Here is a 26,400-nt window from a genome sequence, read left to right as displayed (position 1 = left end):
TCGTGCGCGAGGGTCGTCACGCCCTTGATACCACACCGTCCTCGCCACGCCCGCGGCTCATCCGCCGGCGCCGACGCGGACCTTCCGGCGCTGCTCGCGGCGGTCCTCGGCCGGGCAGGAGCCGCGGGCGACATACCGGTCGGTGAACTCCGCGACGGCGTCGCGGACCGTGAGCGGGGCACCCTGCCGTCGCAGGACTTCACCCGCGGCGGTGAAGCACTGCAGCGCCGCGGCGGCCATCGCCGGGTCGGCGAGGCCTTCGCGGGCGGCGCCGACCCAGTCGCGGTGCCGGCGCAGCGGGGAGCGCAGCGGCTCGGTCGCCGCTGCGCCGGCCTCGGCGCCCTGCGGGTCGTCGAGCAGGGCGGTGACGACCGCGACCGGGACGACCCAGCCGTCGCCGGGCTGCTGGTCGATCATCCGCAGCTCCAGGTAGCCGCGGGGGCGCACGGGCGGCACGAGGGTGCCGAGGTGCCGTTCGAGGTCCTCCAGGGTGACCGGGCGGGGCCCGTGGCCACGCAGCCAGGCGCGCATCGTCAGCCCGGCCGGTACGTGCCAGCGGCCGGGGCCGGCGACCATGGCGACCTTGGCGGCCAGCGCGTACCGGGACCAGGCGGCGCGGGGGTCGTCGTCGCGGCGCGGCGCCCGGGTGCGGCTGGCGTCGGTGCCGAAGCGCAGGCCCTGCCGGTGCGACACCCAGCGCCGCCCGGACTTGGAGCGGTGCGGCGAGTTGGCGAACGCGGCCATGACCACCGGGCCGATCGCGTCGGCGAGCCACCAGCGGCGCTTGTAGCCGCCCCAGTCCTCCTCGTCGTCGCTGCCGGCGTCGAGACACACCTGGATCGAGGCGGAGTTGCACATCACCTCGAGCCCCTTGGACCCGGACCGTTCGTGGTACTCGGCGAGCGCCACGTACCGCGGGTGTTCGGTGACCAGCAGCGGGGCCCGCACGTTGTCGAGGCCGGTGCCGTCCAGGACCATGCCGTGGTTGGCGAGGACGGCCCGGACCAGGGCGAGGTCACGGGTGAGCGCGGCGACACAGTCGGTCATCGACGCGCCGACCGCGGAGGACAGCTCCAACTGGCCGCCGGGCTCGATCGTGACGCCGCTGCCGCCGGGCAGGGGGTTGCCGAGGTGGGCCAGCAGCCCGAGCAGGCGGTCCGGTCCGGGTCGGTGCATCGGCTTGCTCAGGTCCCGCACGCAGTACTCCAGCTCGACACCGACGCGACCGACGGGACCGACCCGGAACCCGGCGGCGGCCACATATGCGGCGGCGGTTGCCTCGGTGAGGATGGCGGAAGTCGTGTCGTTCACGGCGGGCCTCCCGGAAGAAGGGTGCGAGCTACCCAGGGGTGGTGATGCAGGTGACGTTGTGACGCTTGAGGCTGCGGGTGCCGTTGTCGGAGCCGCGAACGGCCGCGGCTGTGCCCGGCGGGTGGACGCGGTGCGGGAATGCTCGAAAGTGCGGCGGCTCACGGTGTCGTGCGGCGGGGTGTGCGGGTGGGGCGGGGTGCTGCGGCGGCCGCCGGGTTGCGGGTCCGGCGGGGTGCATTCCATTAGGCGGTCCGGCGCCCGTTCTGTCCAGCCCACCTGGGCAACACGTGGTGAACCCTGGCTGTGAACTGGCTGAATGCCGCAAGATCTCCCCGGCCCGCCTTCCGCCGTGCAGATCTTGCGGCCGGTGCCGGTTCTGCCGTAGGGCCCGAACTAGATCGACTGTTATGGTTTTATGGTCGTTTCCGGACGACGATTCCCCGGCGTTTGGAGGAAAGCGCATCATGCCTATTCCTGCCGAGAACGGCGGCTCGCTGCCCCGCCCGACGCGCCTGCCGGAAATGATCGCGAAATACGACGCGGGCGAGGCCGGCATCGACGCGTCGCACGCCTCGCCGCCTGCCCGCTCATCGGCACCCTGGCGGGCACCGGCCTCACCGACACGCTCGCCGCCGACGGCCACCACCGGCAGCCGCCCCGGCTGGTGCGCGGCCCGTTCCGCTACGGCACCTACGCCGCGGACCGCCTGCGCTTTCTGATCCAGCTCGCCGGCGTTCCCGCGGGTGGTCGTCGGTGCCCGCGGGAACGCCCGTCCTGCGCCCCGGCGCGTTCAGCGCGGGCTGGCGAAGTCCTGGGTCCAGTACGGCACGCCGCGGCCGTTGTACGCCACCGCGACCCCGACGTTGCGGAACCGGCAGTTCAGGATGTTGGCCCGGTGCCCCGGGCTGGACATCCAGTCGCCCATGACCTCGCGGGCGCTGCGCTGGCCCCAGGCGATGTTCTCGCCGTAGGACGACCACCGGTAACCGACCGAGTTCACCCGCGACCCCGGTGAGCTTCCGCCCGGCGACCCGTGGGAGAAGTAGCCCCGGCCCGCCATGTCCCTGGAGTGCAGCCACGCGGCGTAACTCAGCCGCGGGCTCGTCGTGACCGGGCCGCAGCCCGCCCGGGCACGTGCGTTGTTGGTCAAGGCGACCACGCCGCGGACCACACCGTAGTCGGCCGCGAACGCGGGCACGGCCTGGACCGCGGCCCCGGCCGCGACGGCGCACGCCACCACGGCGACGGCGACACCCTTCCGGATTCCCATCTCACCTCCACGAAGTAGGGCAGATGAGCCGAAGCTAAAGGATTGCCCTAGCGCTGACCGCAATCTGACAAAACTCGCATTTTCGGTCCATTGGTGCGCTACGACACGCTCACCGCCGGGGTCTTCCGGCCGCTCGCGTCACCCGAACGGGTGACCCCTTCCGGGCCTGACCGATCCGTGTGCTCAGGCCCCGGCCGGCCCGTCCGTGGCCGTTCGGATGCGGGCCGCGCCGACACCCGCCGCCAGCAGCCGGGCGACCGCGCCGGCGTTCGACGCCGCGTCGCCGGCGACGAACGCGTCGTGGGCGGTCCAGTCCTCGTGCCCCGCCGTGAAGCGGTCCCGGACCACGACGGTGCCCTCGGGGGCGAGGTCAGCGAGGCGGTACAGGTCCCGCTCCACCGCGGCCGGCCAGAACACCGTCACGGCCCGGCGGTCCCCGGCCGCCCGCATCACGCCCAGCAGCGCCCGTACCGGCGCCACGGCGTCCCGCACCGCCAGCACCAGCAGCGGCCTGGTCCCGCCGGGGTCCGCCGCCGGTACGCCTTCCGCGGGCCGCAGCCGCAGCACGTCCCCGACCGCGGTCCGCTCGACGAGGTCCGCGCCGGCTTGGTCGCCCCGGTGCGGCACGATGTGCAGCTCCACGACGTTGTCCGTGGCGGGCACGTTGCCGACCCAGCAGCGCCGCCACCGCCCCGGCAGCCGCGCCGGCTCGACCACCGCCAGCTGCCCGGGCTCGCACGGGTACGGCAGGTACGTCCGCACCGACACCACTGCCGCGTCCGCCCGCCGCCGCTCGTGACCGATCACCGGCGCGCTCCACGACGCGGGCTCGTGGGCGGCGGCCGCGGCCCCGTCCGCCAGCCACCGCGACACGAGGCGACCGGTCGTCGCCCACGCCTCCTGCTGGTCCCGCCGGACGACCACGCCGGGCGGGTTCGCCCGCAGCATGTCCACGAACAGCACCGCCAGGTTGTCGAGACGCTGCGGCGCCACCCCGAGCTGCGCCACCACCGGCCCGAGCTCCGCACACCGCGCCGCCAGGACCTGCGGCTGGTCGACGTGCGCGACCAGCCACCCGACCGCCTCCCGCAGCACCTCCCGCTGCGCCGCCGGCTCACCCGGCAGCAACGCCCGCAGGTCACCGACCGGATGCCCGCCCCGCCCCGTTCGCCACCCGCGGCGGCCGCCACGCTCGCGTCGTGCGCCGGCACCGCCGGCATCAACCGGGTCGCCGCGGGGGCCAGGGCTTCGCCCGCCGGGAAACCCGCGCCGCGCGGAGCCAGCAACGGAACTGCCTCGCCCCCGCGCACAGCCCCCACCCCGTCAGACCCCGATGGCCGCGTGGTCACGGCCGTCGCGCCCCCTGGCGGCCCGGGCGGCGTGGCGGCCACCGACGGCGGACCGGCGGGTGCAACAGGAGTGGGCGGCGTGGGCGGCACGCCGGTCCCGGCCGGCGGCACAGCAGGTCCGGGCGGCGCGCCGGGTCCGGGCGCAGGTGGTGGCGTCGCGATGGGAGGCGCAGGTGTCGGCGTGACGGTGGGAGGCGCAGGTGGTTGCGTGACTGTGGGAGGCGCGGGTGCCGGCATGACGGCGGGAGGCGCTGGCGATGGCGAGACGGCTCCTGACACGACGGGCGGCGCTGGTGCGGCGTTCGGAGGTGGCGGAATCGGCCCGGCGCCAGGCGCCGGTGGCGTCGCCCCCGGCACGGGTGCGGTCGCGCCAGGCACAGGTGGCATTGCGCCCGGCACGGGTGGCGGCGCGCCAGGCACAGATGGCGTCCCGCCGGGCGTCGGCGGCGTCCCGCCGGGCGCGGGTGGGGTTGCGGCGGGTGCGGGTGGGGTCGGGATGGCTGGCGGCGGGGTGCTTCGCGGCGGGGTGTTTTGCGGTGTGGGGAGTTGTTGCAGGTGGGTGACGAGTTCGTCGATGACCGTGGCGAGGGTGCCTGGGCGGCTCAGTGTCTCCGCGAGCAGGAGCCGTAGCGCGGGCATCGTCAGGAACGCACCTGCCCGCGGACCGTCGGCGCTCCGCGCAGAGGCAGAGGCGCCCGGTGGCGGCGGTCCCGGGGCGGCGGTGGGGTGGGACGGGGGCGCCGGGCGGAGCGGCTGGGTGTGGTGCAGCGCCGCCGGGTCGGGGCCGATCGTCGTCACTCTCCGAGTGTGGCCCGATGCCGGCCGTGCCCGCCGCCGGTAGCGCAGAACCCGCAGCTCACGCAGAACCCGCAGCTCACGCAGAGCACGCCGGCGGCGCGAGGTCACGCGGTGGGGCGGGCCAGGGTGAGGTGGTCGGCGGAGCCGGACAGGTCGAGCAGGTCGTCGAGCGGGGTGCGGGTGCCGAAGCGGTACGCATGGTCGTACGCCAGCGCCGCGAGCGTCGAGCGCAGCGCCCGCTCCGTCTGCCGGCGGGTGGGCAGCTCGCAGGCCGGTGTCGGGGCGCCGATCTCGCGCCGGATCACGTCGGCGGCGCCGAGCAGGGCCGCGGCGTGGGCCGGGTCGTCGAGGCGGCGGCGGGCCTCGGCGAAGGCCTCCAGGACGCTCGCGGAGCGCCACCGGTCGCCGACCCGGCGGTGGATGGACAGGCTGGCGCGCAGGCGTTCGGCGGCGGAGGGGACGGCGTCGTCGGCGAGGTCGACCCGGCCGAGGAGGTCCTGCGCCCAGCCGATGCCCTCCGGGAACGACAGTTCGGTGAACCGGTCCAGCGCCTCGACCAGGTGGCGGCGGGCGCGGGGCTGGTCGCCGCCGAAGTGGGCGACCGCGCCGAGGTGGGTCAGGGTCGAGGCGATCGACTCGTCGTCGGCGAGGTCCTGGAACGCGGCGAGGCTCGCGTCCAGCAGCGCCGCGGCCGAGGCGAAGTCGCCGGACAGCCAGGCGGTCGCGCCCGCCAGTTGCGCGGCACGGCCCTCGCCCCAGGCGTCGCCGTCGCCGCGGTACAGGGTGAGCGCCTCGTCGAGGTACCCCCGCGAGCGGGGATAGTCGGCGCGCTCCCGTTCGACGCTGCCGAGGAGCGTGAGCAGCCGTCCCCGCACCCGCACGTCGTCGACGTCGAGCGCGAGCGCGGCGCCGGCGAGGGCGGCGGCGGCCGGGTAGTCGCAGTCCAGCAGCGCCAGGGTCGCGGCGGCGGAGCAGGCGGCGGCGCGCACCGGCACCGGCGCGCCGGGGCGGCGGCCAAGGGCGTCGGACAGCCAGTCGCGGCCCTGGCGGTACACCCCGGTGAAATGCTGGAACGGTGCCAGTGCGGTCGCCAGGCGCAGGTCCTCGGCGGCGCCGCTGCCGGGGCGGCCGGACAGCCACACCATGGCGGCGCGCAGGTTGTCCTGCTCGAGGGTCAGGATCCGCAGCAGGTCGCGCTGGCCGGGGCCGCGGATCCCGGCGGCGGCCTGCTCGGCGAGGTCGAGGAAGAACGCGGCGTGTGCGTCGCGGGCGGCGCGGGCCTCGGCGGGGACCTCGGCGAGGCGGGCGGAGGCGTAGGCGGCGACGGTCTGCAGCATCCTGCCCCGCTGGTCGCCCGCGACGGGTTGCCGGTCGATGAGGCAGCGCTCGGCGAGGGCGTCCAGCAGCCCGGGGCGGTGCGCGGGCAGGACGGCGGCCGCCGCCGCGCTCCAGCCGCCCTGGAAGACGGCGAGCTGGCGCAGCAGCGCCTGCTTGTCCGGCGACAGCAGCTCGAACGACCAGTCCAGGGCCGCCCGCAGCGTGCGGTGGTGCTCGGGGCCGGTGGCCTTCGCGTCGGCGAGGACCCGGAAGCGGTCGGTGAGCAGGCGGTGGACCTCCGGCACCGACAGCAGCGCGGCGCGGGCGGCGGCGAGCTCGACGGCGAGCGGCAACCCGTCCAGCGCCCGGCAGATCGCGGCGGCGCCGGCGCGGTGCGCGGACGGCAGCGGCCGGCCGGTCCGTTCGAACATGCGGGTCTCGAACAGTCGCAGCGCCGTGTCGTCGTCGAGCGGGGCGACCGTCACCACCGTCTCGTCGGGCAGGCCGAGCGGCTGCCGGCTGGTGACGAGCAGCCGCAGCGCGGGCGAGGCGGCGAGGAGGCGGCCGGCGAGCGCGGCGACGGGGCCGGTGACGTGCTCGCAGTTGTCGAGCAGGAGGATCGCGGGCTCGTCGCCCAGGATGGCGGCGATCGTGTCGACCGCGTCGAGGTCGGGTCGCCGGGCCGCGCCGAACGCGTCGAGCACGAACCCGGCCGCGTCGCCCGCCGGGTCGTCGGCGTCGGTGTGGCCGCCCGTGCGCATCGTGGTGAGGTCGACGAACCAGACCGGTGGGGTGGCCGCGGCGGCGACCGCGACCGCGAGCCGGGTCTTGCCGCTGCCGGCCGTCCCGACCAATGAGAGCAGCGGATGCCCGGAGGCGGCGAGCAGGCGGCCCGCGGCGCGCACCTCCGCGTCCCGTCCGACCAGGCTGGTCAGCGGGGCGGGCAGGGCCGCGGATTCCATCCGGGCACTGTACCGGCCCTGTTCAACCCACCGGCACCACCAGACTGGCGACGTAACCAGCCGAAACGTCCCCGGTGACGGTCGCCAGCTGCTGCGCCCAGCCGTCGCTGAACACGTTGTCATTCGACAGTGACGTACCGGCGAGATTGCGCACGCTCTGCTCGTAGCCGCTCGTCGCGTACACCGTCGAGCACACCTTCTCCGGCAGCGCCAGCTGCGAGGTGGAGATCTTGTTCGCCGGCGAGGTCGCCTTGGCCAGGGCCGGGTACACCTCGAAGTGGATGTGCGGCCACCGGCCCGAGTACGCGGCGGGGAAGATGCTGGTGAAGGTCACCTTCCCGGACGCATCGGCCTCCTGCACGCCGCGCAGGTAGTTCTGGTTCGTGACGCCCTGGCTGTACAGGGAGTACCTGCCGTCGATGTCGCAGTGCCACAGGTAGACCGCCGCGCCGGCGTAGGCGCCGCCGGCGAGGTTCCGGATGGTGAGATCGATGGTGAGCGGGACGCCCTTCGCCAAGCCGGACGCGGTGCCGAAGCTGGAGCGGATGTCCTGCCGCACGATGCCGGTCTGGTTGAGCACGTTCGGGCCGTTGGAGCCGTCGCCCGGGTACGGCCCGGCGGTTTCCTCCGGGATCTCCTGCCCGGCGGCGCCGGTTGCGGCCGCGGTGGTGGCGGCGGACCCGGTGACGGCCTCCTCGGCGGTCCCGCAGCCCGCCACGGTGAGCGCCAGCCCGGCGCCGGCGAACATGCCGAGCATCCGGCGGCGCCGCAGCAGCGTGCCGACGTCGAAGTTCAGGCCACGGTGGTACAGGTCGTCGTGGTTGTGCGTGTCGCTGGCCATCGGTGTCCCCCCAGAGGTATTGATTGCGTGAGACCCACCGTGCCGACGGCGCCTGCGGCGATCCTGCGAGCAAGCTGTGGGTCGGCTGGGTACCGTGGCGGCACCGGCTTTCACGACGGGATGTGGATGGCGTTTCTGGTGGAGATGCCCGACGGCGGGTTCCTCGAGGTCGAGGAGCGCGTCGATGTGGCGCCCGACGACCTGTCCGTGATCGGCATCCTGGGCGCGTCCCCGCTGGAGGGCACGGGGCTGATCACGTTCGGCGCGGTGATCCGGGCGGGCCTCGACGAGGAGCAGCAGGACGACTTCGCCGACTGGATCTTCGATCGGGTGATGCTGTTCGCCGAACTGGGCGGCGAGGTCGACGGCTGGGAGCGCCTCGAGGACGGCACCTGGCGGGTTGAGGCCCGCCGCGACTGACGGGGCTTCGTCAGCCGGTGTCGTACGCCATCGGCAGGCGGGTCGGGCCGTACACGGCCTCCGTCGGGGGGAGCCAGTCGGCCGGGCCGTCCGCGCGCGGGGTGCGCAGCTGCAGCAGCTGCTGCACCTCGGTGTGGCGCAGCACGGCGGTGCCGATCGCCGTCTGCGCGTGCCAGCCCAGCTCCCGCAGCCGGGCGAGCTCACCGTACGGGTCCGTGCGGAACGCCGCACCGTAGAGGTCCAGCGTCGCTGCACTCATTCATCGACGGTAATGCTTGCGGGTCGCGGGGGACACGGGCGTCACCCGAACGGTGCGGGCCTTGAGCAGGGAGCGCAGCGATACGATCGCCCACACGGCCTCCAGCAGCAGGAACCCCCAGTCGCGCCCGATCGCGGCCTCGGCTGCGAGGACGGAGGAGCCGACGAGGTTGAGCCACCCGTACACCCGTGACGTGGAGGACAGCCTGCCCAGCTGCACCAGCACGAAGGGCACCAGCACACACAGCGAACCGAGGACCTGGACGAACATGGCGCACTCCCGCACACCACGCCGTCTTGTCGGGCCGGGTACGACGTGACTCGTCCGGGACGGCCCTCAGATCGGCGCCGCCACCACCCGACTATCGCACGCATCCAGGTCAGCGGCCACACGGGCGGGTGAGGTGCGGCGGTTCTCACCACCCTGCAACCTCACCCTGTTTCGCTGATCCCATGATCAGCAGGATGGCGGCGGTCGCCGCCGCGTGCGTCACCGGTGCGCTGCTCGCCACGCCGGCGGCGCCCGCCGGGGCGGCCACCCCGGGCAACTGGCCGCAGCACGGCGGCGGCGCCGCCAACGACAACCACCAGCCCGGCACCGGCGGCCTGGACGTGCGGCGGCAGCTGTGGCAGCGGCAGGCCGGCGGCGACGACACGGTCGGCGGCGCGGCCGTCGCGGGCGGCGCGCTCACCGTCGCGTACGGCAAGGGCGCCCTGCGCCGCATGGACGTGCGCACCGGCGCGGTCACCGTCGTGGGCAAGCTCGCGGGTCGCCGGCCGCAGCAGCTGGCCGACGTGGACGGCGCCCTGTACGTGCGGAGCCTAGACGCCGACGGTACCCGCAGCCGGCTCGCGTCCTACGACCGCGCGGGCACGCGCCGCTGGGAGGTGGCCCTCCCCGACGACGACGCGATCCTGCCCTTCACCGTCGCCGGCGGCCACGTCCTGGTCACCAGCGGGCCGAAGTGCCGCGAGCTGTGCACCGGCTACCACCTGCGGGCGTACCGCACGCGCAACGGCACCCTCGCCTGGTCCGGCGCGGTCGACGGCGACGCGGGCGGCGCCCCGGCCGTGGCCGGTGACGTCGTCGTGCAGGGCGCCTACGGCCCGGTCCGCGGCACCGGCGACGGCAGCGGCGGCGCGAACCTGCTGTTCGCGTTCGACCTCCGCACCGGCGTGCGCCAGTGGACCCGCATCCGGCCCGGCTTCTCCCTGGTCGGTCACCGCGGCTCGCTGCTGGTCTCCGGCGCCGGCCCGCAGGCCCTGTGCTCGCTCGACCCGGCCACCGGCGCCGCCCGCTGGTGCCGCGACACCCCCGTGGCCGACGAGTGGGTCGACGGGCTCTCCGCCGGCGGCGGCGCCGTGTTCGGCTACGGTCTCACCGGTACCGTCCGCCGCTACCACCCGGCCACCGGCGCCACGGCGTGGTCCGCTCCCCTGGCACTGCCGGGCTACGAGTACAACGCCCTGCACGCGCCCCTCGTCAGCGGCGGCGGCCTCGTCTACGCGGCGGTGCGGCACGGCAACTTCACCCCGTCCTCGGAGTTCACCGAGATCGTCGTCCTGCGCGCCACCGACGGCCACGTGGTGCGCCGGCTGCGCCTCGCCGCGTACGAGGACGCCTCCGCCGAACTCATGCTCGCCTCCGGTCGCCTCCTGCTCGTCGGCGACCGCACCGTCCGCGCCTTCGGCTGAGCCTCGCAGGGATCGATCAGCGCGCAGGGACGGCGACGCTGCCCGGGCCCGGCGGCTGGCCCTCCCGCGCGGGCCCGGTCAGGTGGGGACGTCGGCGCGGGTGGCGATGATGGCGGCGCGCAGGGTGGCAAGGGCGTGCGTGCGGGCGCCGGTCAGGGACGGCTCGCCGGTGCACGCCGGGGCGCGGACCGGCACGTGGCGGGGCAGCGCGCCGAAGGCGGCAGACACGGCGGCGAGCACGGCCGGGTCGCTGCCCCACGGTCCGCCGAGCACGACGAGCGCCGGGTCGGCGAGGGCGACCACCGCGGCCAGGACGCCGGCGACCGCCCGGGCGACGGTGTCCAGGTCGGCGGCGAGCAGGGCCGGCACGTCGATGGCGGTCGAGCCCGGGCGGCGGACGCCGAGCCGCGCGAACACGTCGGTGAAGGGCATCGCGCGGCCGCCGGGGCCGGCGGTGATCAGGTGGGAGATCTCCCCCGCCAGGCCGGTGTGGCCGCGCAGGACCTCGCCGTCGCTGACGACCGCACAGCCGAGGCCCTCGCCGAGGTACACGTAGGTGAAGTCGTCGCCGGCGGCGCCCTGGTCGCGTTCGGCGCGGGCGGCCCAGTTGACGTCGTTGTCGACGGTGACGGCACCGGTGACGTGCGGGGCCAGGAGCTCGACCGGGTCCAGCTCGCCGACGAGGAACGGGGAGTCGGGCAGGTGCACGAGGCGGCCGGTCGCGCGGTCGACGGGGTCGGCGGCGCTGACGGCGGCGACCCGCACGGGACCGGCGGCCGCACCGTCCCCGGCCGCGACGTCGGCATCGGCGCCGGCCACGACGTCGGCGGCGACGGCGATCAGCGCGGCGGCGACGTGGTCGGGGCGGGCCGGGCTGGTCAGCGGGCGGACGGCCCGGGTCAGGACGGTGCCGTGCGCGTCGAGGCGCTCGGCGGTCACGCCCGCGGGGGCGATGCTGACGGCGAGGGCGGTGCCCGCGGACGGGGCAAGGCCGTAATACGTGCCGATCCGGCCGCGGCCGGTGGTGCGCTCGCCGGTGTCGACGACGAGCCCGGCCGCCGTGAGCCGGCGCATGCTCTCCGACACGGTGGGCTTCGAGATGCCCGCCTGGACGGCGAGCTCCGCCCTGGTCAGGCGGCCGGCGCGCATGAGGGCGCGCAGGACGTGCTCGTCGGACAGGGAGCGCAGCAGCTCGAGCGAGGGTTTGACCGGCGTCACGTGCCAACCCTAGTCAGGACTCTTGCCTAAATCCGCGACCCGCCGTACGGTCTTCTAGTAAGGAGTCCTGACTAGAAGGAGCGCGACGCCATGCCGGTCCAGACCGCACTGCCGCACTGGGAGACCACGCCAGCCGACCTGGGCGCCGCGATCCGCGAGGTCAAGGCGGCGATCAGGGCCCGCATCGCGGCGTCGGGCCGCACCGTCGAGGAGGTCTTCGCCGTCGTCGAGCGGGGCATCGAGGCCGAGGTCAGCGCCATCGAGGCGGCCCGCGAGCGCGGCGGGACCGTCTGGCCGGTCATCGACTACGCCGACATCGCCGCCGGCACGGTGCCGGCCGAGACCCTCGCGCTGCTGCACCGCCGCGGGTGTCTCGTGGTGCGCGGCCACTTCGACCGGGAGCAGGCGCTCGGCTGGGATCGCGAGATCGTCTCGTACGTGGAGCGCAACGCCTTCTTCGAGCAGTACCGAGGCCCGGCGGACGACTTCTTCGGCAGCGTCGGCTCCAAGCCCGAGATCTACCCGATCTACTGGTCGCAGCCGCAGGTCGAGGCCCGCCAGAGCGACCGGATGGCGGCCGTGCAGACGTTCCTCAACGGGCTGTGGAAGCACGAGTCCGACGGCGTGCAATGGTTCGACCCGCAGCGCGACGCGATGTACCCGGACCGGATCCGGCGCCGGCCGCCGGGCGCGACGTCCGGCGGGCTGGGCGCGCACCTGGACCCCGGCACGCTCGACCTGTGGATGACGAAGGCCTACCAGCAGGCGTTCCGGCACCTGTTCGACGGCAGCGTGGAGCAGTACGACCCGTGGGACGCCGCCTACCGCACCGCCGGCCCGCAGTACCCGGGCTCCACGATGTGCTCCGCGTTCCGCACCTTCCAGGGCTGGACGGCCCTGTCGGACATGGATCACGACCAGGGCGTCCTGCACACCGTGCCGATCCCGGGGGCGATGGCGTACCTGATGCTGCGCCCGCTGCTGGCAGACGTCGCCGACGACGACATGTGCGGGGTCACGGTCAACCAGGCGTTCCCGGCCGGCGACGAGCGCACGCACGGCCTGCTGCTGCGGGCGCTGAGCGGCATCCCCGACGTGCGCGCCGGCGACTCCGTCTGGTGGCACTGCGACATGATCCACTCGGTGGCGCCGGTCGTCGACCAGCAGGGCTGGGGCAACGTCATGTACATCCCGGCGGCGCCGTGGTGCCCGCGCAACGAGGCGTACAGCGGCTCCGTGCGCGCGGCGTTCCTCACCGGATCCAGCCCGGCCGACTTCCCGGAGGAGCACTACGAGCGGGCGTGGGACGGCCGGTTCACCGTCGAGCAGCTCAACGCGACCGGCCGCCGGGGGCTGGGCATCACCATCTGAGACGGGTCCCGCCGCGGCGATCCGGATCGCCGCGGCGGGCCACTTTTCAGGCGGCGCGGGGCGGGAAGAACACCCGGCGCAGCACCGCCGCGGCGAACAGGCCCTGCGGCGGGGCGGTCAGGTTCACGGTGCGGTGGAAGGCGAGCGCGACCTCCGGCGACGTCTCCGCGGCCCGGAGCAGCTTCGCGATGTACCAGTTGAAGAACCGCACCTTCGCGGTCCGCTTTCCCGGCACCGACGGGAACGCGAGATCGCCGCCGACGGCCATGTCCCATGGCGTGTCGATGACGGTCGACGCCTTCGCGTAGAAGCGCCGCGGCAGGCCGGCCAGCCCGCCGTCCAGCGCCGAGCGCAGCTCCAGGGCCTCCAGCGCGGCGACGGTCATGCCCTGCCCATAGATCGGGTTGAACGCGCAGATGGCGTCGCCGAACGCGAGGTAGCCCTCCGGGAGCCGGGTGAGCCGCTCGTACCGGCGCCGCACGCTCGCCGGGACCCGGAACGGCCGCGGCGCGGTGAGCGGCCGCGAGCGGTGCACGACGTCGGCGAGGTCGGCGATCGGCAGGCGGGTCGCGTACGCCGCGAAGCCCTCCTCGTCGGTCGGCGGCAGGTCGTCGCCGAGCCCGGCGAGGGTCAGGATCCAGCGGTCGCCCTCCATCGGCAGCAGCGCCGCGCCGAACGGGTACCGCGGCGTCACCCCGGTCAGCACACCGAGGCTGCCGCCGGGCAGCGGGGCGCGCTCGTACTCGCGGGTGGCGTAGACCACGCCGGCCATCACGCTGTCCTCCTCCGGCGGTGCGTACCCGAGCTCCTTGAGCCAGGTCGTGCCCCGGTTGCTCCGCCCGGTCGCGTCGACGACCAGGTCCGCCGGCAGCTCCCCGGCCCCGCCACCGGCCGGGACGACCTTCGCGCCGGTGACGGTGCCGGCGTCGTGCAGCAGCCCGGTCGCCTCGAGCCCGCCGCGGAGCTCCACGTTGGGCAGCTTGCCGACCCGGGAGCGCAGGTAGTCCTCCAGCGCGGGCCGGCTGACGGCCAGCACGATCAGGTCGGACGCGGCACGGGCCATCGGGACGGGGCCGTTGTGCCAGGCGAACCCGTTGTGGATGTCGACGGTGAGGGCACCGGCGGCGACGAGTTCGTCGGTGAGACCCGGGAACAGGTCCTCGAGGACCTCGCGCCCCTTGGCGAACAGCATGTGCGCGTGCCGACCCTGCGGGACGCCCTTGCGGACGCCGGTGCCGGTGAGATCGTCACGGTCAAGGACGGTCACGGTGTCGAAGGTGTCGCTCAACGCGCGGGCGGCCAGCAGCCCGGCGATGCTCGCGCCGAGGACCACCGCGTGCGTGGAATGGTTGGTCATACCCCCAGACGACCATTGATCCACGACTATTCATAGGTAGAAATACACGGAGTGCGAATCATCGCGTGCCGCGTGTCACATTCACGACCGGTGTGCCGGCCGGGCAGGTGACCGACATGCGGACGAGGTCGTTGCCGTGGCGGAACTCCACGTAGGCGGTCGCGGCCGGACCGGTCTGCCGGGATTCCGTCTTGTACGGCTTGTCCGCCGCCGACGCGACCACCCGGACCTGCCCGCCACCCGCGCACGCCGCCTGGACGGTGCCGGCCTCGCTGGTGAACGTGACCGGACCGGCCGGCGCCGTCGACGGGCCGGCGGTGGCCGCCGGGGGCGTCGTGGGTGCCGCGTCGGTGGTCGGTCCCCCGCCCCAGGACTGCGCGCCGGGCGCCGCCGAGCCGCCGGTGACCACCGGCGCCCCCTGAGGGACGGGGCCGCACCGGGCTGCGTGCCGCCCGGTGCGGCCCCGGGCGGCGCGGACGACCAGGGCGCGGCGCCGGACGCCGGCCCCGCGGTCGCCGCCACCCCGGCGCCGCGCTGGCGGTCGGCGCGGTCGAGGCCGGCGAGCAGCCACGGGAACGTCGCGGCGACGAGCAGCACGATGCCGGCAAGGACGTACCAGCGGGTGCGGGACGGCGGCGCGGGCTCCCGGACGGGCTCGGGCACGGCGGCGGCTGCCAGTACCCCGGCGGCGGCCTCGGCGGAGGGCCGGGCCTCGGGCTCCTTGTCCAGGCACGCCATGCACAGCCGGGCAACGGCGTCGGGCACCCCCGGCAGGGCGGGCAGCGGCAGCGGCGGCGTGAAGACGTGGTCGCGGATCAGCTGGGTCGTCGTGTCGGCCGCCCACGGCAGCGTCCCGGCGAGGAGGCGGTACAGCAGCACGCCGAGGGCGTAGACGTCCGAGGCCGGCACGACGTGGCCGGACAGGCGCTCCGGGGCCAGGTACGCGGGTGTGCCGAGGATGTCCTCGAGCGGCTGCGGCCCGGCGGGCGCGGCGAGGCCGAAGTCGACGAGCTTCGCGCCGGTCCCGGTGACCATGATGTTCGCCGGTTTGACGTCCTGGTGGACCAGGCCGGCCGCGTGCGCCGCGGCGAGCCCGGCGGCGACGGCGGCGCAGATCCGGAAGACCTCCGGTGGTGGCAGCTCCTCCTCGTCGATGCGCTGCTGCAGGGTCCGGCCGACGACCAGCTCCATCACCAGGAACGGGAAGCCGTCGTCGCCGAAGTCGTGCACCTGGGCCAGGTTGGGATGCGACAGGGCGGCCGCGGCGCGCGCCTCGCTCCGGATCCGCTCTCTGGCGTCGCCGTCGCGCAGGTGCAGCACCTTGACCGCGACGGCCCGGTGCAGCACCTCGTCGCGGGCCTGCCACACCACCGACATGCCACCCGAGCCGAGCAGCTCCTCGAGGCGGTAGCGACCCCCCAGCAGCAGCTCACCCATCGGGACCATCCTGCACCATCGATGGGGGAAGTCCATCATCGGAACCTCCGCCTTCCGCCTGCCTCGCGGGCGCCGGCGGCGGCTTCCGGCTCCGCCGACTCGCCCTCCCGGGTGGGCGAGGGCCCATCGATCGGGTGGTGTCACGGCGGTTCACGCCCCTTTGCCGGCACGGGCCGCCGAAACTGGTGGTACCGGAAGCGAAGCATGCGATCGCACAAGCTCACCGGAAGCGAGACGGCCGGCCCGGATGGCCGCGGGCCGGCCGGCGCTCGCGAGGGTGCATGATCGGGGGCGTGACCGTCCTCGTCGTCGGTGCTGTGAACACCGACCTGGTGATCGAGACCGCGCGCATCGCCGCCCCCGGCGAGACCGTCATCGCGACGCGGTCCTCGACCGGTCACGGCGGCAAGGGCGGCAACCAGGCCACGGCCGTCGCCCGCCTCGGCGGCGCCTGCACCCTCGCCGCCCGCGTCGGCCCCGGCTTCGACCCTGCGTCCCTGCCCGGCGTGGACGCCTCCGCCCTGGTCCGCGACACCGCCCCAACCGGGCTCGCCGTCGTTCTCGTCGCCGCCGACGGCGAGAACGCGATCACCGTCGTGCCGGGCGCGAACGCACGGCTGTCCCCCGCCGACGTCTCGTTGCCGCCGGGCCCGCCCGGCGTCGTCCTGGCCAGCCTCGAGGTGCCCCTCGCGACGGTCACCGCCGCCGCCCGCCTCGCCCGCGCCGCGGGCTGGACGGTCGTGCTCAACCCCGCGCCCGCGCTGCCCCTGCCCCCGGACCTGCTCGTCGCCGTCGACGTCCTCGTGCCCAACGAGCACGAGCTGTCCCTGCTCGGCTCCCCGGCCGACCTGCTCGCCGCCGGCGTCGGCGCGGTCGTGGTGACGCTCGGCGCCGAGGGCTGCCGCGTCCACCGCACCACCGGCACCGTCGGCGTCCCGGCCCACCCGGTCCACGCGGTCGACACGACCGGCGCGGGCGACGCGTTCTGCGCCACCCTCGCCTGGGCACTGGACACGGGCCGCCCCTGGACGAGGCGGTCCGGCTCGCCTGCGTCGCGGGTGCCCTCGCCACCCGCGCCGTCGGCGCCCGCACCGCCCTGCCGACCGCCGCCGACCTCTCGAGTCCCCCGCCGGCTGACACGCCCGACGGCACCGCCGCCCCCGCCGATGGTCTTCGCGGCGCTGGGTGACGGGCGTGGCGGCAGCGGGTGACGCGTGCGCCTCGATGAGGTGAGGGTCTCCGCGCCGCCGGGTGACGCGACGAGCCGGCGGCTGGCAGACTTGCCGCCATGTTGCGACGAATGCGGTGGGTTGTCGTGCCGGCGGCGGCACTCGTGATGTTGGCGGCGCTGCCCTCGGCGGCCTTCGCGGCGCCGGCCGGAGCCCGGGGCGCCTCGTCCTTCACGTCCGACCTCACGCTGCGCGACCTGACGATGATCGTGGCCGGCATCGGCGTCTTCGGCGCGCTCCTGATCGTCATCGGCGTCGTGGGCGTCCGCCGTTCCCGCGCCGCCCGCCGCGCCTCCATCGCCCCCTGAGCACCCCGGCCCGAGCGGTGCCACCGGCAGGGCGGTCAGCACCGTAGCCCTGCCGGACACCGGCCGCAACGCGCGAGCGGCCCATTGACATCCCCGGATGGGCGCCCACAATTTCCCTGGGCGGTCATGAGAAGGGAATAGCGATGGGCAGTAGCACAAGTCGCATCCTCGTGCCGTTCCGCGGAGCGGGCTCCGGGGTCGCCGACCTGACGTGGGCGCAGCTCGGGATCTGGCAGACGATGCGCCGCACCGGGCTCAGCATGAACATCGGCGGGACCGTGCCGATGCCGGCCGGCACGTCGGTGCGGGACATGGAGACGTTGCTGCGATACCTGGTGAGCCGTCATCAGGCGCTGCGGACCAGGCTCCGCTTCGACGCCGACGGCACCACCCGGCAGGTCGTGTCCGAGGCCGGCGAGCTGCCGCTCGAGGTCCTCGACACCGACGAGGACCCCGCGGCCGCCGCCGAGGAGCTGCGCCTGCGGTACGAGGCACCGTTCGCCTACGAGACCGAGTGGCCGGTGCGGATGGGCGTCGTGCGGCACGGCGGCGAGGTGACGCACGTGGTCGTGCTGTACTGCCACGTTGCCGTCGACGGGTTCGGCATCGACGCGATCGTGCGCGACATGGCCGAGATGGACCCCGCGACGGGCACGACGGCCGCACCGGTGCCGGGCCTGACCCCGCTCGAGATGGCGGCGAAGCAGCAGACCCCGTCAGGGCGGCGGCAGAGCGACAAGTCGGTGCGGTACTGGGAGCAGCTGCTGCGCACGATCCCCGCGGAGCGCTCCGGCGGGTCCGGTGACCCGCGGGAGCCGCGGTACTGGGAGATCACGCACCGGTCGCCGGCGATGCACCTGGCCATGGAGCTGATCGCGCACCGTACCGGCGCCGGGGTCGGCTACGTCGTCCTCGCCGCCTACGCGGTCGGCCTGGCCAGGCTGACCGGCCGCAGCCCGAGCGTGGCGCAGCTGGTGGTGAGCAACCGGTTCCGGCCGGGCTGCGCCGACTCGGTCAGTCAGCTGGCCCAGCTGAGCCTGTGCGCGGTCGACGTGGTGGACGCGACCTTCGACGAGGTGGTCGGGCGGGCCTGGACGGCGGCGACGAACGCGTACATGCACGGGCATTTCGACCCGGTCGCGCTGACCGCGATGCTGGAGCGGGTGCGGGCCGACCGCGGCCACGTCGATTACTCGATCATCGTGAACGACCGGCGGACCCGTGACAGCGCGCCGGAAGGGCAGGCGGCGACGCCGCAGCGGCTGGCCGACGCGCTGCCGCGCTCGACGAGCTGGTGGAACCGGAAGGTGGACGTGCTGGACGCCGCGCTCAACATCAGCGTCGACGCCGCGCCGGACGCCGTGGACGTGTCGATCTGCGCCGACACGCACCGGTTCTCCCCGGCCGACATCTGGGCCCTCGCGGTGGAGATGGAGCGGGTCGCCGTCGAGGCGGCCTTCGACGCCAAGGCACCCACCCGGGTCCGCACGCCGATCGCAGCCGGCGGCTGACCGGCGTGGGATTCAGGTTCGACGTCGTCGGGGTCGGGGCGCTCAACCTCGACTCGATCGCCCCGGTCACGGCCGCCGCGCGGACCCTGCTGCGCGGCTCCGTCGACTGGGGCGCCGAGTGCCGGGTCGGCGCGGCGACGGTCGACGCGGCGATGCGGACCGTCCACGCCGCGGCGGTACGGGTCGTCGTCGGCGGCTCCGCGTACAACACGGTGGCCGCCCTCGCGCACACCGGCGCCGGGCTGCGGCTCGGCTACGTCGGGGTGGCCGGGCGGCTGCCGGTGCCGGGCGCCCCGATCGCGGAGCGGCTGCACCGCCTCGGCGTCGACACCGAGTACCTGCGCGTCGAACCCGACGAGCTCAGCGGCGTCTGCCTGTCGCTGGTCGAGGACGGCGAGCGGACGCTGCTGGTCCATCCGGGCGCGAACGACCGGATGGCCGGGCACCTGGAGTCGCACTTCGAGCAGGTCGTGGAGTACCTGTCGGCGGCGAGGATCGTGCACGTGACGTCGTTCCTGGACGCGCGCACCCCGGCGGTCCTCGCCGACGTCCTCGCCGCGGTGCGCGACCGCAGCCCGGAGACGGTGCTGTCGTTCGACCCGGGGCACGTGTGGGCGGCCAGCCGCTCCGTCCCGGTCGCGGCGCTGGCGACCATGGCCGACCACGTGCTGCTCAACGAGCGGGAGCTGCAGGCGCTCGGCACGACCGGCGACGACACGTGGGCCGCGGACCGCATCCTGCGCGTCGGCCGGCCCGGCCGGTTCGTGCACGTCAAGCGCCCGTCGGGGGTCACCACGTTCACCCGGTCCGGTCCACTGCTGCGCGCCCGGTTCCACCCGCAGCAGTTCCTCACCACGGACCTGGTGCTGGACGCGACCGGCGCGGGTGACGTCTACGCCGCCGGTGTCCTGGCCGCGCTCGCCGACGGCGGCTCCCACCTGTACGACGGTGTCCGGCTCGGGATGGCCCTGGCCCGGCACAAGCTGCTGCACCTGGCCGACGGCGGCCACCCCGACTTCCCGGCCGTCCTGCGCGAGTGGCAGCGCCAGACGGCCGCGGCTACGCCGGATCCGTCCTGATCATCCGGACCAGGGCCCGGATCCCGGTCAGCAGCTCCTGATGGTCGCTGATGCCGTCGAGGGTGCCCTCGATCCGGCGCGCCATCTGCTCGATGCGGCCCTTCAACGCCTCGTCGCGGTCGCGGGCGGCGGCCCGGTCGACCGCCTGCGCGTCCTCCAGGCGGGTCAGGTCGGCCGTCACCTGCCGGCGCAGCCGCTCCACGTCGTCGGCGGCGGCCGTGCGGGCCTCGTCGAGCTCCCGCTGGACCTTCTCGACCGCGTCGGTCAGCGATTGCACGGTCGCCTTCAGGGTCACGACGTCGTCGCGGGGGTGGGTGCTCTCCCGGCGCAGCGAGGTGAGCCGGTCCCGCAGGTGCCCGAACCAGGCGGCGGCGGGCCGGACCAGCGTGGACAGCAGGTAGAAGCCGGCCAGGTAGTACCCGGTCAGCTCACCGGACACCGCGGCGAACACGGCGGTCACGGCGGCGGTGCCGAGGTGCCCGCCGATCGCGAAGCGCAGCATCCACCGCGCGATCCGCCGCGCCTCCTCGTCCCTCGCCGCGGGCACCGTGATGCCGCGCTCGCGGGAGGCCACGTTCTCGGCGGCGACCTGGCGCGCCTCGAAGTACAGGTTCCACGGCCAGGTGACCAGCACGATCGTCCACATCAGCGCGGCGAGGCCGGCGCCGATCGTCACCAGGGTCGAAAGCGACACGCCCGCCACCCGGCCGAGCCACGCGAACAACAGCGCGGCCGCGGCACCCACCACGACCGTCGCCCACCATCGGACCATGCTGCCACCGCGCGAAGAATGCATGCGCACACTCTGCCGTGCACGCGCCCGCGGGGGATGCGTGCCGGTACTCACAAGGATCTAGGTACCGGCCCTCAGCCCGTGATGACCGGATCGGTGGCGAGGCTGGCGGTGCGGTCGACGAGCAGGGTCCGCAGCCGTTCCGCGTCGGTGCTGGTCGCCGCCGGGTCGTTGCCGACGACCGTGCCGAGGACCTTCGTGATCGCGTCCAGTGTGGACAGTGCGCGGGCGCCCGCGTACACGCGCCGGTACAGGTCGCGGTAGGCCTGCTCGTACACCACCTTGAACGCGGGGCTGGCCAGTGCGCGTTCCTTGAGCCGGTGCCCGCCCATGCGGCCGCCCATCCGGCCGCCGTCGTAGGGGCCCTGGTCGGCGCTGCCGCTGAAGGTGAGGTTGTGGTCCCAGGCGACGACGCTGAAGCGGCCCGTGCCGGCGTCCAGCCACAGGTAATAGTTGCGGCCCGGCCCGGCCATGTCGTCGAAGTTGAGCAGCAGGTTCTGCAGCGCCACGTAGCGGGCGAACGAGGCGACGTCGACGTGCTCGGCGAGCCGCCGGTCGAACTCGGCGTCGCCGGCGGTGTCGACCCACCGGATCAGCTCGATGACCGGCTGCAGGTCCCAGGTGCCCTTGCCGGTGACCTGCTTGAAGTCGTCCTGGTAGTCCACGGGGTCGTCGCCCTGGTCGGTGAACTGGCTGGTGCTGAGCGCCTTGTAGAGCACCCCGGGCCGGTCGAACTGCTCGGCGAAGTGCCTGTCGGGGTGTTCGACGAGCAGCCGCGCGGTGGTGGGGCGGCCGTTGACGGTGAAGCTGCTGTACGCGTACCGAGAAGTCACCTCGCCCGAGGACCGCAGCAGGTCCAGCGCGAGGGCCTCGTTGAGCACCGCGGAGCCGCCGCCCATGCCGGCGACCCGGACCGCGATCTCCTTGTGGCCCTGGAAGCGGCGGCCATCGACGAAGGTGTCGAAACTGATCAGCCACGGCAGGGTCTCCGGCTGCTCCGCCTTCAGCGCCGTGCGCCCGAACCCCCCGAACCCGCCGACCCGCCCGCCACCTGGAAAGGCACCGGGAGCGCCCTGTCCCGCAGCGCCTTGCCCTGCAGCGCCTTGCCCCGGAGCGGGGACCGGCATGCCCTGGACCGGGCCGCCGAGGCCACCGCCGGGGCGGAAGCCATCCTGGCGGGCCTGACCGTTTCTGGTCAGCCCGGCGAGGGTCGAGTTGCCCTTCAGGCGGATGCCGACGCTCGGCACCGTGACCCCGTCGACGGTGAGGTCCGCCTCCAGGTAGTCCTTCTCGCCCTCCTTGAAGTAGGCGTCGAGCATCCGCTGATAGTCCGCGTCGCGGAAGGTCAGCCGGATCGTGTGGGCGACGGTCGCGTCGAACAGGTCGCGCCCGCCGGTGATGTTCACCGTGACGGCGTCGCCGGTACCGGTGCCCGGGCTGGTCACGAACGGCCGGACCCGGTCGGTGCCGAAGACCAGCGTCAGCACGGCCAGGAACGCGGCGCAGACGGCGAGCAGCTTCCAGTACTGCCGCACCCGCACCGGGATCCGCCGGACCAGCCGCCGGCGCATCAGAGGTCGGTCTGGTCGTAGCCGGTGAGGACGGTGACGCGCTGCCCGGCCGTGCGCCCGCTCAGCTCGGCGATGAGGTCGGCGGGCTCTTTGCCCTTGGCGAGGCGGACCGTGTACATCAGCTCGGTGAGCGCGCCGCCGCGTACCGACTCCATGCTGACCAGCTCGAACTCGCTGGTGAGCCGGATCAGCACGGCACGGATGCCCTCGACGTGGTCACCGTCGGGTGGGACCTGGACCTTCACCACCTGCCGCTGCACGTTCAGCGCGAACCAGTTGAAGCGGTACATCACGGTGATGATGAGGCAGATCGCGACGGTGGCGACGACGGCCAGGGTGTAGAACCGGGTGCCGGCGGCCATGCCGACGCCCATCACCAGGAAGATGAACCCGACGTCGCGGGTCTCCTTGATGGCGTTGCGGAACCGGACCACCGACAGCGCCCCGACCAGGGCGAACGCGCGGGCGATGTTGGACCCGACGACCAGCATGATCAGGGCGATGAGCATGCCGAGGATGACCAGGGTCTGCACGTAGGACTGGCTGTAGGACACGTTGCGGTGGGTGAACCGGTAGACCCAGCCGATGGTCGCACTGAGCACGAAGGACAGCGACAGCGCGACGGCGATGTCACCGACGCTGAACGTGCCGGAGAGGTCCTGGACGTCGAACGGCATCGTCACTCACTCACGGTCGTCGGGGGATGGTCGGGGATGTGGAAGATCGAGCGCGGGGCGCGGCCGAACGCCTCGACGCTCTGGCAGTACTTGGACACGCGGGCCACGGACAGGTTGTTGCGGGCGGCGAGGTCCGTCATCCAGTACGGCACCCGGTCGTTCGCCTTGACCTCCAGGATCGACCGGGACGCGGGCACGGCCAGGCGGTTCTCCGCGTCGGCGCCGAGGTGGAAGTCGCGGTCCCGGCCACGGACCCGGTGGTCGAGGGTGACCCGCAGGCCGACGTCGGCGTCCCGGCCGACGAACGCCTCCCGCTGATACCCGGTCACGGTCACGGGCCGCAGGTCGAGGCCGGAGACCAGGCCCAGGACCTCCTCCAGGAAGGCGCGCTGCGCACCGTCGTGCTCGACCATCTCCCGGCCGTCGCAGAGGCGGCGGGCCAGCAGGTACGGCAGCGGCACCCGGCGCTTCTGGGTGACCCGGTTGACCCGCTGCTTGATCTCCACGTAGACGGTGGTGTCGTCGTCGATGCCGAACCGGTCGCCGTAGTGGCGGACCCGCAGCTTGCGGCGGAACCGCAGGCCTTCGATCTTCTCCCAGTAGAACCGCAGCCCGGGGGTGTCGTAGTAGACGCTCCAGACGCCGTACCCGCCGTCGCCGCCGTGGCTGTCGGCGTCCATGCGGCGGGCGAACTCCTCGCGCAGCGCGGGCACGAGGGCAGTGTCCACGAGGTACTTGACCTCGTAGCGGTTGAACGCGTGCAGCCGGCTGGGCGCCCGCAGCGCGTGCCCGGCCCGGTCGGCACTGCCGCCGGGGTCTGCCGGGCCGGCGGCGGGCACGGCGGAGGCCGGCTCGACGGGTGCCGGGCCGGCTCTGCGGCCGAAGCGGAAGCGCACGGTGACAGGATCCCCGGACGAACCTCAGAACTTGCTGGGAATAGCTACCCGAACTTCCTGTGAACCGTGGGTGAACCGGACCTGAACGTCACGCCCTGGCCCACTGCTGGTTGGTGGCGCCGTTGCACGGCCAGATGATCAGCTGGGTGCCGTTGGCGGTGCCGTTGTCGTAGGCGTCCAGGCACTTGCCGGAGGCCACCCCGACCACAGCGCCGTCGGCGCGGACCCGCCACTGCTGCCCGGCGGAGCCGTTGCAGTCGACGATCTGCACCGCGGTGCCGTCGGCGGTGCCGGCCGCCTCCAGGCACTTGGCGGCGAAGACCGTCAGCTGGTTCGTCGTGCTCGACGTCCAGAACTGGTTGCCGCCGCCGTTGCAGTCCCACAGCACCGGGCGGGTGCCGTTGGTCTGGTTGCTGTTGGGCACGTCCACGCACCTGCCGGACTGGCGGCCCTTGAGCAGGCCGCCGGCGCTGCCGCGGGCCCACCGCTGGTTGGCGCCGCCGGTGCAGGTCCGGATCGCCAGCTTCGTGCCGTTGACGGTGCCGTGGCCGCTCGCGTCGAGGCACTTGCCGGAGCCGGCGTTGACGAGGCCGCCGTCGCCGTTGACCGTCCACTGCTGGGCGCCGCTGGTGTTGCAGTCGTAGATCTGCACGACCGTCCCGTCCGCGGTGCCGCCGCCGGCCACGTCGAGGCACTTGTTGCCGTACACCTGCAGCTGTCTCGACGGGGTGAGCGTCCAGCTCTGGTTGCCGCCGCCGTTGCAGTCCCACAGGTTGACGGCGGTCCCGTTGGCGGTGCCCGCGTTGGGCACGTCGACGCAGAGGCCGGACTCGTGCCCCTTGAGGATGCCGCCGGCGGTGCCGGTGCCGCACGTGGTCATGCCCGAGGTGTACGGGCACGCGACGGCCACGAAGCCGCCCCGCTGGGCGAGCGGCACCGACAGCGTGTCGGTGCCGGCGACGACCCGGGTCTCGCGCAGCAGGCCGCCGCCGCCGTCCCGGACGGTCTCCAGCAGCCACTGCCCCGAGCCCAGGAAGCTCAGCGGGGCGGTGTAGGTCTTCGCCGCCACGGCGGAGATGCCGCCCAGGTACCACCTGCCACCGTTGCGGCGGGCGACGTACGCCTCCTGACCGGGGCGCCCGCCGAGCAGCCGCGTCTCGTCCCAGACCGACGGCAGCTGGTTGAGGATGCGCAGCGCCTCGGGCCGGGCCTCGTAGGCCGCGGGGTTGTCCGCGTCGTGCTGCCAGCCGGACTCGAAGACCAGCGCGGTGGCCAGCTCGTGGCCGTCGGTGGTGTCCCGGTTGGTCATGCTGAACACCACCGGCGTGAAGTCCATGCTGGAGATCGCGTTGCGGGTGAACGGCAGGATCGTGTTGAGCGCGGCCCGGTTCTGGAACTGCTCGGCGCCGAAGACGGCCTCCGCGGTCATCACGTGCGGCCAGGTGCGCTGCATGCCGCGCGGGGTGGCACTGCCATGGAAGTTGATCATCAGGTTGAGCTCGGCGGTGCGCGCGAGGATCGCGTCGTACCACTGCAGGGTCGGCTGGGTGTACTCGTAGGCGAAGTCGACCTTCAGGCCGGCCACGCCCCAGCTCCTGACCAGCGGCAGCCACTGCTCACGCTGCGCCGCGCTCCACAGGCTCGCGGAGTTGAACCACAGGATGACCTGCACTCCCCTGGCCCTGGCGTACGCGATCACGTCCGGCGCCCAGCTGGACTGCCAGCCCTCGTCGATGAGTACGTAGCCCCAGCCGTTGCGCTGGGCGAAGTCGATGTACTGCCGCTGCCGGGCGGCGTCCGACGGGCTCGCGTGCTCGGTCAGCCACGACCACGCGACGGTCCCCGGCCTCACCCACGACGGGTTCGCGATCCGTGCGGCAGGCGCGAGGTCGTCGACGATCGTCGACCCGGTCACGGTCTTCAGGTCGCCGACCGCGGCCGTGCGCCACGGCGTGGACAGCGGCAGGGTCGCGGTGACCGACGTGCCGGCCAGCACGGTGGTGTAGGTGCCCGAGCCCGCCTGGTGCCGCAGGGACGCCGCGGCGTAGCGGCCGTCGAGGGCCGTCTCGGCGACCAGGGCGAAGGTGCCGTCCACCTCGAACAGCGCCGGGACCCGGTAGTCGGCGGCGGGCGCCGCGCCCGCCGTGCTCTGCAGCCACCTGCCCTGGTCCTCGCTGTGCGCCGGCACCACCCAGGCGTTGGAGGCGGCGGGCACGGTCCAGGAGGACACCTCCCGCTGCACCGTCACCGTCCCGCTGCCGGGCAGCACGTAGCGGTAGGCGGCCCCGGCGGCGGAGGCCCGGACCACCACGTCGAGGCGGGCGCCGCCGGTGCCGGTGAAGGACAGCGTCGTCTCGGTGTAGGCGGTCGAACGGCCGCGCTGCTTGCCGGTGGTCACCGTGTACGCCTCGGTGACCGTCGCGTCCCGGCGGGTGGTGAACGTGAGGTTCCGGCTGAGGTCGGCGGCGCCGGTCACGATGCCGATGGGCGACGGCGACAGCACGGTGCGGCCCTGGCTGGTCACGCCGAAGCTCAGCGCGCCGTTGTCGAGGGTGACCTGCGCCGCGGTCGGCGAGCCGGCGGCGGGGCCGGTGACCGTCCAGGTGGTCGCGGCCGAGGCGGGTGCGGTGACGGTGCCGACGAACGCGGCCGGCAGGGCGATGGCCAGCGCGCAGCGCAGCAGCAACCTTCGGGTTCGCATGGGGGGCATCCTTCGGCGGAAGGGCGCGCGG

General features: G+C 74.3%; 22 protein-coding genes and 1 riboswitch. Of the genes, 7 read left to right on the top strand and 15 right to left on the bottom strand.

The window, feature by feature from the left end; all coding sequences use genetic code 11:
- Nucleotides 1-57: 57 nt before the first annotated feature.
- The 5 genes from OHA72_RS31985 to OHA72_RS31965 form a co-directional block, all read right to left on the bottom strand.
- The gene (locus OHA72_RS31985) at nt 58-1,311 is read right to left on the bottom strand and encodes a glutamate-cysteine ligase family protein (protein ID WP_326999748.1); all 1,254 of its coding nucleotides are present in this window, start codon (nt 1,309-1,311) and stop codon (nt 58-60) included.
- A 790-nt stretch (nt 1,312-2,101) separates the two neighbouring features.
- Nucleotides 2,102-2,581 (bottom strand): CAP domain-containing protein, encoded by a 480-nt coding sequence (locus tag OHA72_RS31980; protein WP_326999747.1) that lies wholly within the window; start codon nt 2,579-2,581, stop codon nt 2,102-2,104.
- Between the two features lie 183 nt (nt 2,582-2,764).
- Nucleotides 2,765-3,709, bottom strand: coding sequence for a ferredoxin reductase domain-containing protein (locus OHA72_RS31975; RefSeq protein WP_326999746.1), 945 nt, complete (start codon nt 3,707-3,709; stop codon nt 2,765-2,767).
- Between the two features lie 1,123 nt (nt 3,710-4,832).
- Nucleotides 4,833-7,007, bottom strand: coding sequence for an ATP-binding protein (locus OHA72_RS31970; RefSeq protein WP_326999745.1), 2,175 nt, complete (start codon nt 7,005-7,007; stop codon nt 4,833-4,835).
- 22 nt (nt 7,008-7,029) lie between these two features.
- The gene (locus OHA72_RS31965; RefSeq protein WP_326999744.1) at nt 7,030-7,848 is read right to left on the bottom strand and encodes a dioxygenase family protein; all 819 of its coding nucleotides are present in this window, start codon (nt 7,846-7,848) and stop codon (nt 7,030-7,032) included.
- Nucleotides 7,849-7,974: 126 nt separating this feature from the next.
- Between OHA72_RS31965 and OHA72_RS31960 the strand changes: the two genes are divergently transcribed.
- On the top strand, nt 7,975-8,268 hold the full coding sequence (locus OHA72_RS31960) for a hypothetical protein (protein WP_326999743.1): 294 nt from the start codon (nt 7,975-7,977) through the stop codon (nt 8,266-8,268).
- A gap of 10 nt (nt 8,269-8,278) precedes the next feature.
- Here OHA72_RS31960 and OHA72_RS31955 read toward each other — a convergent pair whose 3' ends face one another.
- Nucleotides 8,279-8,527 carry a hypothetical protein gene (locus OHA72_RS31955; RefSeq protein WP_326999742.1) on the bottom strand — a complete coding sequence of 83 codons (249 nt, stop codon included), beginning with the start codon at nt 8,525-8,527 and terminating at the stop codon, nt 8,279-8,281.
- Nucleotides 8,528-8,797 (bottom strand): CBU_0592 family membrane protein, encoded by a 270-nt coding sequence (locus OHA72_RS31950; protein ID WP_326999741.1) that lies wholly within the window; start codon nt 8,795-8,797, stop codon nt 8,528-8,530.
- Nucleotides 8,798-8,812: 15 nt separating this feature from the next.
- A riboswitch (guanidine-III (ykkC-III) riboswitch) is annotated at nt 8,813-8,881 on the bottom strand.
- Nucleotides 8,882-8,979: 98 nt separating this feature from the next.
- Here OHA72_RS31950 and OHA72_RS31945 point away from each other — a divergent pair.
- Nucleotides 8,980-10,221: an outer membrane protein assembly factor BamB family protein gene (locus OHA72_RS31945; RefSeq protein WP_326999740.1), complete on the top strand. Its 1,242-nt coding sequence runs from the start codon at nt 8,980-8,982 to the stop codon at nt 10,219-10,221.
- A 78-nt stretch (nt 10,222-10,299) separates the two neighbouring features.
- Here OHA72_RS31945 and OHA72_RS31940 read toward each other — a convergent pair whose 3' ends face one another.
- A complete protein-coding gene (locus OHA72_RS31940; protein WP_326999739.1) occupies nt 10,300-11,439 on the bottom strand; it encodes an ROK family protein in 1,140 nt (379 codons plus the stop codon).
- 90 nt (nt 11,440-11,529) lie between these two features.
- On the opposite strand from OHA72_RS31940, the gene OHA72_RS31935 reads away from it, so the two are divergent.
- Nucleotides 11,530-12,810 (top strand): DUF1479 domain-containing protein, encoded by a 1,281-nt coding sequence (locus tag OHA72_RS31935; RefSeq protein WP_326999738.1) that lies wholly within the window; start codon nt 11,530-11,532, stop codon nt 12,808-12,810.
- 46 nt (nt 12,811-12,856) lie between these two features.
- Here OHA72_RS31935 and OHA72_RS31930 read toward each other — a convergent pair whose 3' ends face one another.
- Complete coding sequence (locus OHA72_RS31930) at nt 12,857-14,167, bottom strand: FAD-dependent oxidoreductase (protein ID WP_326999737.1); 1,311 nt, start codon at nt 14,165-14,167, stop codon at nt 12,857-12,859.
- A gap of 81 nt (nt 14,168-14,248) precedes the next feature.
- Nucleotides 14,249-15,604 (bottom strand): serine/threonine-protein kinase, encoded by a 1,356-nt coding sequence (locus OHA72_RS31925; RefSeq protein WP_326999736.1) that lies wholly within the window; start codon nt 15,602-15,604, stop codon nt 14,249-14,251.
- A gap of 293 nt (nt 15,605-15,897) precedes the next feature.
- Between OHA72_RS31925 and OHA72_RS31920 the strand changes: the two genes are divergently transcribed.
- The 4 genes from OHA72_RS31920 (at nt 15,898) to OHA72_RS31905 (ending at nt 19,731) form a co-directional block, all read left to right on the top strand.
- The gene (locus OHA72_RS31920) at nt 15,898-16,815 is read left to right on the top strand and encodes a PfkB family carbohydrate kinase (protein ID WP_326999735.1); all 918 of its coding nucleotides are present in this window, start codon (nt 15,898-15,900) and stop codon (nt 16,813-16,815) included.
- Between the two features lie 89 nt (nt 16,816-16,904).
- A complete protein-coding gene (locus tag OHA72_RS31915) occupies nt 16,905-17,141 on the top strand; it encodes a hypothetical protein (RefSeq protein ID WP_326999734.1) in 237 nt (78 codons plus the stop codon).
- 143 nt (nt 17,142-17,284) lie between these two features.
- Nucleotides 17,285-18,652 carry a condensation domain-containing protein gene (locus tag OHA72_RS31910; protein WP_326999733.1) on the top strand — a complete coding sequence of 456 codons (1,368 nt, stop codon included), beginning with the start codon at nt 17,285-17,287 and terminating at the stop codon, nt 18,650-18,652.
- Nucleotides 18,653-18,657: 5 nt separating this feature from the next.
- On the top strand, nt 18,658-19,731 hold the full coding sequence (locus tag OHA72_RS31905; protein ID WP_326999732.1) for a carbohydrate kinase family protein: 1,074 nt from the start codon (nt 18,658-18,660) through the stop codon (nt 19,729-19,731).
- Here the strand turns inward: OHA72_RS31905 and OHA72_RS31900 are convergent.
- The 5 genes from OHA72_RS31900 to OHA72_RS31880 all read right to left on the bottom strand — a co-directional run bounded on the left by OHA72_RS31900 (nt 19,712) and on the right by OHA72_RS31880 (nt 26,369).
- Complete coding sequence (locus OHA72_RS31900) at nt 19,712-20,527, bottom strand: hypothetical protein (RefSeq protein WP_326999731.1); 816 nt, start codon at nt 20,525-20,527, stop codon at nt 19,712-19,714. The genes OHA72_RS31905 and OHA72_RS31900 overlap by 20 nt on opposite strands.
- 71 nt (nt 20,528-20,598) lie before the next feature.
- Nucleotides 20,599-22,095 carry a CotH kinase family protein gene (locus OHA72_RS31895; RefSeq protein ID WP_326999730.1) on the bottom strand — a complete coding sequence of 499 codons (1,497 nt, stop codon included), beginning with the start codon at nt 22,093-22,095 and terminating at the stop codon, nt 20,599-20,601.
- Nucleotides 22,095-22,772 (bottom strand): DUF4956 domain-containing protein, encoded by a 678-nt coding sequence (locus tag OHA72_RS31890; RefSeq protein WP_327011712.1) that lies wholly within the window; start codon nt 22,770-22,772, stop codon nt 22,095-22,097. Before OHA72_RS31890 ends, OHA72_RS31895 begins: the two co-directional genes overlap by 1 nt.
- 2 nt (nt 22,773-22,774) lie before the next feature.
- Nucleotides 22,775-23,668 (bottom strand): polyphosphate polymerase domain-containing protein, encoded by an 894-nt coding sequence (locus OHA72_RS31885; protein WP_326999729.1) that lies wholly within the window; start codon nt 23,666-23,668, stop codon nt 22,775-22,777.
- 88 nt (nt 23,669-23,756) lie between these two features.
- Nucleotides 23,757-26,369, bottom strand: a complete 2,613-nt coding sequence (locus OHA72_RS31880; protein WP_326999728.1) for a ricin-type beta-trefoil lectin domain protein — start codon at nt 26,367-26,369, stop codon at nt 23,757-23,759.
- Between the last annotated feature and the right edge of the window lie 31 nt (nt 26,370-26,400).

This window comes from Dactylosporangium sp. NBC_01737, assembly GCF_035963215.1.
Lineage (GTDB): Bacteria > Actinomycetota > Actinomycetes > Mycobacteriales > Micromonosporaceae > Dactylosporangium.
Note: the sequence above shows the minus strand (reverse complement) of the source record. Positions and strands in the feature narration are given on the sequence as shown.

Bases quoted from the DNA above. Each gene is read 5' to 3' on its own strand.
- OHA72_RS31980 (WP_326999747.1), bottom strand. From the start codon at position 2,581: ATGGGAATCCGGAAGGGTGTCGCCGTCGCCGTGGTGGCGTGCGCCGTC.
- OHA72_RS31970 (WP_326999745.1), bottom strand. From the start codon at position 7,007: ATGGAATCCGCGGCCCTGCCCGCCCCGCTGACCAGCCTGGTCGGACGG.
- OHA72_RS31965 (WP_326999744.1), bottom strand. From the start codon at position 7,848: ATGGCCAGCGACACGCACAACCACGACGACCTGTACCACCGTGGCCTG.
- OHA72_RS31960 (WP_326999743.1), top strand. From the start codon at position 7,975: ATGGCGTTTCTGGTGGAGATGCCCGACGGCGGGTTCCTCGAGGTCGAG.
- OHA72_RS31955 (WP_326999742.1), bottom strand. From the start codon at position 8,527: ATGAGTGCAGCGACGCTGGACCTCTACGGTGCGGCGTTCCGCACGGAC.
- OHA72_RS31950 (WP_326999741.1), bottom strand. From the start codon at position 8,797: ATGTTCGTCCAGGTCCTCGGTTCGCTGTGTGTGCTGGTGCCCTTCGTG.
- OHA72_RS31945 (WP_326999740.1), top strand. From the start codon at position 8,980: ATGATCAGCAGGATGGCGGCGGTCGCCGCCGCGTGCGTCACCGGTGCG.
- OHA72_RS31935 (WP_326999738.1), top strand. From the start codon at position 11,530: ATGCCGGTCCAGACCGCACTGCCGCACTGGGAGACCACGCCAGCCGAC.
- OHA72_RS31930 (WP_326999737.1), bottom strand. From the start codon at position 14,167: ATGACCAACCATTCCACGCACGCGGTGGTCCTCGGCGCGAGCATCGCC.
- OHA72_RS31925 (WP_326999736.1), bottom strand. From the start codon at position 15,604: ATGGGTGAGCTGCTGCTGGGGGGTCGCTACCGCCTCGAGGAGCTGCTC.
- OHA72_RS31915 (WP_326999734.1), top strand. From the start codon at position 16,905: ATGCGGTGGGTTGTCGTGCCGGCGGCGGCACTCGTGATGTTGGCGGCG.
- OHA72_RS31910 (WP_326999733.1), top strand. From the start codon at position 17,285: ATGGGCAGTAGCACAAGTCGCATCCTCGTGCCGTTCCGCGGAGCGGGC.
- OHA72_RS31900 (WP_326999731.1), bottom strand. From the start codon at position 20,527: ATGCATTCTTCGCGCGGTGGCAGCATGGTCCGATGGTGGGCGACGGTC.
- OHA72_RS31895 (WP_326999730.1), bottom strand. From the start codon at position 22,095: ATGCGCCGGCGGCTGGTCCGGCGGATCCCGGTGCGGGTGCGGCAGTAC.
- OHA72_RS31890 (WP_327011712.1), bottom strand. From the start codon at position 22,772: ATGCCGTTCGACGTCCAGGACCTCTCCGGCACGTTCAGCGTCGGTGAC.
- OHA72_RS31880 (WP_326999728.1), bottom strand. From the start codon at position 26,369: ATGCGAACCCGAAGGTTGCTGCTGCGCTGCGCGCTGGCCATCGCCCTG.